The sequence below is a fragment of the Aeromonas sp. QDB11 genome (genome assembly GCF_027705265.1).
GTDB lineage: Bacteria > Pseudomonadota > Gammaproteobacteria > Enterobacterales > Aeromonadaceae > Aeromonas > Aeromonas allosaccharophila.
The window spans coordinates 1-5,019 of sequence record NZ_JAPDBM010000119.1 but is presented as its reverse complement, the minus strand read 5'-3'; the positions used below and the strand labels follow the sequence as shown (position 1 = coordinate 5,019).

Here is a 5,019-nt window from a genome sequence, read left to right as displayed (position 1 = left end):
CGAAGTAGTCGCCAAAGCAGCTGAGGCATTCGCGGATCTCGATGGTGGATCCCCGCAGCAAGGCCTCTTCAAGCTGCATGGCATAACCCTCGTCATCACGAGCCTTGGTGACTGCTTGCCCCAACAACGCCAGCGCCCCTTGGTTGCTGGCGGCTGCCAGGCCATGGCGTAGCTTCCCGAGCATTTCCTCAAGGGCATAGGGATTGGGTAATCGCATGGTGCGTGTCCCTTCTTGGGTTGGCTAATGGCGCAGATGATGCAGCAGCGCATCGATGGCCTCGACACAATCGCTCTGGGTGAGTTGGTAGCCGTTAGGCAGGTGAGCCACGATAGCGGGCTCGGCCTGCATCTGAACGTTGTCTTCAAGCCAGCAGCGCAGCTCGAGGAGGATGTCGAGGGCGGTGAGGTGAGATTTGCCTGGGGTCTGGTTCATAGCAGGTTTCGCTCAGCCAGCGAGACTACGCCCTCAGCACCGACCACCAGATGGTCGAGCAATCGTACATCGACCAGCGCCAAGGCCTCTTTGAGGGCTTGGGTAAAGACCCGGTCAGAGTGGCTGGGCTCGGGGTCACCGCTTGGGTGATTATGCACAGCGAGGACCGCGCCACTATTGAGCAGTAGGGCCCTTTTGACCACTTCCCGTGGATAGATGCTGGCGCTGTCTAGGGTGCCGCGAAACAGTTCCTCAAAAGCCAGTACGCGGTGTTGGGCGTCAAGGAACAGTGCACCAAACACTTCATGCTCCCGCTCTTGCAACAGGGTTTGCAGCCGCTCTGCGGCCTCAGTGGTACTGGTGATGGCAGTACCTTTGGCTAGACGCTTGCGGGCAATCTGGTTGGCGATGCGCAGCAGGTCTTGCTCGGTCACGGGTTCGGTGACGACATACGTGCCGGGGCATTCCCCGGCTTTCAGCTTGTGGTAACGCATAGTGGAATTCTCCAAATAAACAAAACCCCGGCACGCATGAAGCATGTCGGGGTTAAAGGTAGAGCGGTTGTTGGTTCACTTTGAGGGGTGTTCAGTTGGCCTTGGTGGCGGCGTCTGCTCCTGCTCCGGCTGTAGGGGCACGCTTCACCGGCATCAGCGCTCCGGGGACCAGTACGTTGAGCGGGATAGCGAGTGCAATACTCAGCCGTTCCGCTAGTTCATAGGCGGGACCAATGGTGTCGTAGTCAGCTACCCAGGTCGCCAGGGCAAGACCGCTGGCCTCCATCGCTCGCAGGTAGACGCTGTAGCCCTGAACCGCCAGGCTACTGCCGCGCACCACTTGCGTCTCCCCCTCTCGATTAATCGCCTCCAGCTCAACGGCTATCGGTTGTTTGGGCATCTTGAGCCTCCTCATGGGGTAAGGGGTCACTCTCTACGCAATAACCGTGATGAATGCAGGTGCGCTGCAGGTTGCTCAGAAAGTCTCCCAGTACACGGGGCTGATCAGAGAACGGGACGGGCCCTGCCTGGCTACGCCAGAAACAGCGGCGCGTGGGATCCACACATATTTCATCTATCGGCTGGCTCATCGTGCGCCAATCCTCGGCATTGGTGAGGGAGAGCAGTTGCCACTGCACCCCAGACCAGCGCAGGTGCAGCGTAACGGTGCGGGCATGGGGGCTATCAGGAGTGAGGTGTAGTAACCAGCGCTGGCCACGGTGGCGCGGTTGTATCTTGGCCTTGGCGGCGACCAGTCCCAGCCACTGGCGCGAGTAGTGGGTCAGCGGCAGTTCGTTAGTCATCACACACCTCCTACTCCCCGCTGACCGTGACGGTGAAATACCCCAACTGGGCGTAGCTAATGAAATTGCTCTGCCACAGGGCGAACAGTTCCCGCGCTTCCACGCCGGGCAGTGGTCCCCAGCCCTGCATATAGTGTTCGTCGCAGGAGAGGTTGAAGTCGAGCTCTTTGCAGAGCTCGGCATCCTGGCCCAGCCCCTGGTAACTGAAGTCGGTGATGTAATCGAAGACCCAGCCGTGCAATCCCCGAATAAGCCGCAACTCTACCGGATGGACGCCACCCGTCTCGGCACTGTAGCCGGGGCTGCGAAAGTTGAAGGTCAGGGTCGAGAGGTCGGTGAGGTCGCGCTGTTGTTCCCGCACGACTTTGCGCAGTAAGTCAGGCAGCTCGGGGGAAATCGGCAGGGCCATCCCTGCCAAGTGAAATGGCATGGTCATCATGGTGTGTCCTTTTGGTATCGAATGTGAGAACCGTTAATCCCTGAACCAGCGCCAAGCGCGGTAGAGGCCGTAGGTGGCAGCCAAGGGTGCCGCCAGCGAGGTGGCCGAGCTACTCAGCAACGTACCGACTGCAGCGGTCACCACAGTCGTTGCTGATGGATTCAGTGCCGTGCTGGTGGCCATGCTAGGCAGGGCCGCAAGGGTAGGCTGCCGAGCCACAGAGTGAAGCACCTGATGTGCGATACACCCCGTGGCAATCAGCTGGTTAATCTGCTTGCTGTAGTGAAAGCCCTCGATACACCAGAGCACGAAGTGCTCGCAGTTGTTAAAGAGCGTGCTGTAGTGCGCCTCTCCAAGACGGGAGTAAGCACGGTCGATACTCTCCTCCCGGTTGAAAGCTCGTGCACTATGGTGCTGGATGCGATAGCCCCGCCCTTGGCTAAACTCGGCAAGGGTGGCGATAGCTATCTGACCGGAATGTATACCGGCACTGACCCCCTGGTAGTGGATGACCAGATGGTCCCCCAGATAGAGACCGTGGTGCTGGTAACCGGTGCGGGGGGAAACGAGGTGGTCCCCTGATTGCGGTAATGACATGAACCGTTCCTTAAATAAAATGCGGCATAAAACAGAGGGCACCCGAAGGTGCCCTGATGGTGGTGAATGTGTGGAGGCTGGTGGTCAGGACTGCTTGCGCAGCGTCAAGCTGCTGGCATCCCATACCCAGCGCTGACGAGGATTGCCGGGCAGGTCGAGGGTGAAACCGTTGGGTTCGCGGGTCAGCTTGCCTTCATCGCTGCAGGTACCAAAGGGCTGTGAAAGCATGGTCAGTACCCCCGTCTGGGCGACAGCCAACTGGTAGAGCACCGGGCATGCCACACCGCCGCTGTGCAGCTCAAACAAGACCGCCTGACCGTTGACGAGCGGCAATCGGTGCGTGAGCTTGATGGCGTCATATTCATCGGTGCGCAGCAGCACCTCACCCCCATGCCGGATCTCGATGCTGTCATCGTCATTTTTCACGATGGTAAATGAGGTGGTACTTGATGCAGCTGACGCAGATGCAAAGGAGGGCTCGAAGTAACGACTGCCATCTGAATAGGTGAGCATAAAACCGTTCAGGGCAACCGGCTGGCTGACACTGGGGATGAGCCTTGGCTCATCTTCATCCAGCGGCATCAGCATGATGCGCTCCCCTTTCGAGGTCTCTATCCAAAACTGCATGCTGGCGAAATTGAGGGTGCCCTCAACGTTGGCCGGAACCCGTTTAGTGACCGTTGGCACAGTGAACTGGGGCGCAGCCCAGGTCGGTAAGGCAAACAACGACAACCATGTGCACCACAGTGCCAGTTTGATTTTTTCTGTCATGTCACTCTCCAGACGACTTATTCAATGGTGTAAGAGGCATTGCCCAGATTGGTGAAGAGGGTCACCTCCCTCAATCGGCACGGCTCGGTCATGACCAGCCGCCAGCTTTCGATGTAATTGAGCTTGAGTGGGAAATGGGTCCCCCCAAGCTGACCACCGATGTCATTGCGCAGCATCACCCGGCAGTCAGAGGGGGCTATACAATTTCCTTGGTGAAAGCGAGGCTCGTCACATTTTGAGAGAGCGCAGCGCCCCTTCTTTGGCGGCTAACATTTTGATGAATTCAGGGGCCCACTTCCTTCCCGTAACAATATCAATAATCGTCCTGTCGCTCATCTTAGGTACGTTATAAATGAGCTTGATGATAAGGCCACCCAAGCTATTGCCATTTATAGTTGTAAGCGTTTTCCAAAGTCCCATATTACCAACCTTCATGATTCAATTTTGACCATTAACATGTGCATCCGATAATCAACTATCTCTGCAAATCAACCAGTAAAGTAATCCGGCTAAAATCGGGTCAATTATAAGTCCGAGAATGAACCAGCCCCAGAATGAGCGTCCGTTACCAGCCGCAACAAATCCCAGTAATAAAGCAAGTCCAACCCAGATCAGGACTAATGGCATGAGGAGTCTCCTGTAATGTGTAAATGGCAAAAGAAAGCCGGGCCGATAAGGCGAATCTATCGGGTAGGCGAGACATTCGAGTAATGTCAGTGGGAGTGCTGGATCGATAACCAGACTCAGTCAACAAAGTGGCCAGAGGTGAGATCGTGCCGAACTCCTTTCGATGTTGGGGTGACTACTTCACTAAATTAGATCTAATGAGGTGATCCTCACCCCAAAGAGTCCTTAATGTCAATGAGTCCATGGCCAACCATACAGGTTGACTGGAGGACTTATGACAGACATCAACTTTGACGATCTAGCCAAAAGCGTCGGTAAAGCGATTGGACGGCAACGCCAACAAGCGGGACTGACCCAGGATCAAGTCGCAGAGCACCTGGATATCGGGATGGAAGCGGTCTCTCGGATGGAGCGGGGAAAAGTGGTGCCTACCGTGGTGCGGTTGGCAGAGCTCGCCCAGCTGTTTGAGTGTGAGCTTGCAGACTTCCTGCGTGAGACCAGCAACCGCCCCACCGAACAAGGCATTGTGCTCAGCCAACAGTTGGCTAAGCTCGATACAGAGGACAGAGCGCTGGTGCTGGAGGTGGTAGATAAGCTGGTGGCACGATTGGCGCCTTAACAGCTCGCAGTGCGCATCTGTGACTGACTGACACCCGATGCCAGGGTCAATAACTTGGGAGGCCGTAATGGCGCTCCCAAGCAGCTTCACAGCGATATCTGTTTACTCTCCCTTGATAATATCTATCTGAGTTCCTTTTCAATCAGACCGACAGAACAACGCGAATTCAACTTCGAAGTGCGACACTCGCCTATGCCGCCTGACGGTACTCTTCGAATACCTTGACAGGCTGCCTG

The 5,019-nt window shown here is 56.4% G+C and carries 11 protein-coding genes and 1 pseudogene; 1 reads left to right on the top strand and 11 read right to left on the bottom strand.

What is annotated here, in order from left to right; genetic code table 11:
- The 11 genes and pseudogenes from OKC40_RS21775 to OKC40_RS21725 all read right to left on the bottom strand — a co-directional run.
- Nucleotides 1-217 (bottom strand): annotated as a pseudogene (locus OKC40_RS21775) (hypothetical protein); the annotation flags it as partial.
- A gap of 24 nt (nucleotides 218-241) precedes the next feature.
- Nucleotides 242-433, bottom strand: a complete 192-nt coding sequence (locus tag OKC40_RS21770) for a hypothetical protein (protein ID WP_244054141.1) — start codon at nucleotides 431-433, stop codon at nucleotides 242-244.
- On the bottom strand, nucleotides 430-927 hold the full coding sequence (gene radC, locus OKC40_RS21765; RefSeq protein ID WP_198505361.1) for a RadC family protein: 498 nt from the start codon (nucleotides 925-927) through the stop codon (nucleotides 430-432). The genes OKC40_RS21770 and radC overlap by 4 nt, the downstream gene beginning before the upstream one ends.
- Before the next feature lie 91 nt (nucleotides 928-1,018).
- Nucleotides 1,019-1,327 carry a hypothetical protein gene (locus tag OKC40_RS21760; protein WP_052815459.1) on the bottom strand — a complete coding sequence of 103 codons (309 nt, stop codon included), beginning with the start codon at nucleotides 1,325-1,327 and terminating at the stop codon, nucleotides 1,019-1,021.
- Entirely contained in the window at nucleotides 1,302-1,730 is a 429-nt protein-coding gene (locus tag OKC40_RS21755) for a hypothetical protein (RefSeq protein ID WP_270796967.1), read from the bottom strand. The genes OKC40_RS21760 and OKC40_RS21755 overlap by 26 nt, the downstream gene beginning before the upstream one ends.
- A gap of 10 nt (nucleotides 1,731-1,740) precedes the next feature.
- Nucleotides 1,741-2,166 (bottom strand): DUF2787 family protein, encoded by a 426-nt coding sequence (locus OKC40_RS21750; protein WP_270796968.1) that lies wholly within the window; start codon nucleotides 2,164-2,166, stop codon nucleotides 1,741-1,743.
- A gap of 36 nt (nucleotides 2,167-2,202) precedes the next feature.
- Nucleotides 2,203-2,766, bottom strand: a complete 564-nt coding sequence (locus OKC40_RS21745) for a lecithin retinol acyltransferase family protein (RefSeq protein ID WP_215807021.1) — start codon at nucleotides 2,764-2,766, stop codon at nucleotides 2,203-2,205.
- Nucleotides 2,767-2,850: 84 nt separating this feature from the next.
- A complete protein-coding gene (locus OKC40_RS21740; RefSeq protein ID WP_244054147.1) occupies nucleotides 2,851-3,537 on the bottom strand; it encodes a hypothetical protein in 687 nt (228 codons plus the stop codon).
- A 17-nt stretch (nucleotides 3,538-3,554) separates the two neighbouring features.
- Nucleotides 3,555-3,713: a hypothetical protein gene (locus OKC40_RS21735; RefSeq protein WP_270796966.1), complete on the bottom strand. Its 159-nt coding sequence runs from the start codon at nucleotides 3,711-3,713 to the stop codon at nucleotides 3,555-3,557.
- Between the two features lie 52 nt (nucleotides 3,714-3,765).
- Nucleotides 3,766-3,957, bottom strand: coding sequence for a hypothetical protein (locus OKC40_RS21730; RefSeq protein WP_043851829.1), 192 nt, complete (start codon nucleotides 3,955-3,957; stop codon nucleotides 3,766-3,768).
- A gap of 51 nt (nucleotides 3,958-4,008) precedes the next feature.
- Nucleotides 4,009-4,164 (bottom strand): hypothetical protein, encoded by a 156-nt coding sequence (locus OKC40_RS21725; protein WP_113721835.1) that lies wholly within the window; start codon nucleotides 4,162-4,164, stop codon nucleotides 4,009-4,011.
- A gap of 274 nt (nucleotides 4,165-4,438) precedes the next feature.
- Here OKC40_RS21725 and OKC40_RS21720 point away from each other — a divergent pair, with 274 nt between their 5' ends.
- The gene (locus OKC40_RS21720) at nucleotides 4,439-4,783 is read left to right on the top strand and encodes a helix-turn-helix domain-containing protein (RefSeq protein ID WP_043851830.1); all 345 of its coding nucleotides are present in this window, start codon (nucleotides 4,439-4,441) and stop codon (nucleotides 4,781-4,783) included.
- The last annotated feature ends 236 nt before the right edge of the window (nucleotides 4,784-5,019 follow it).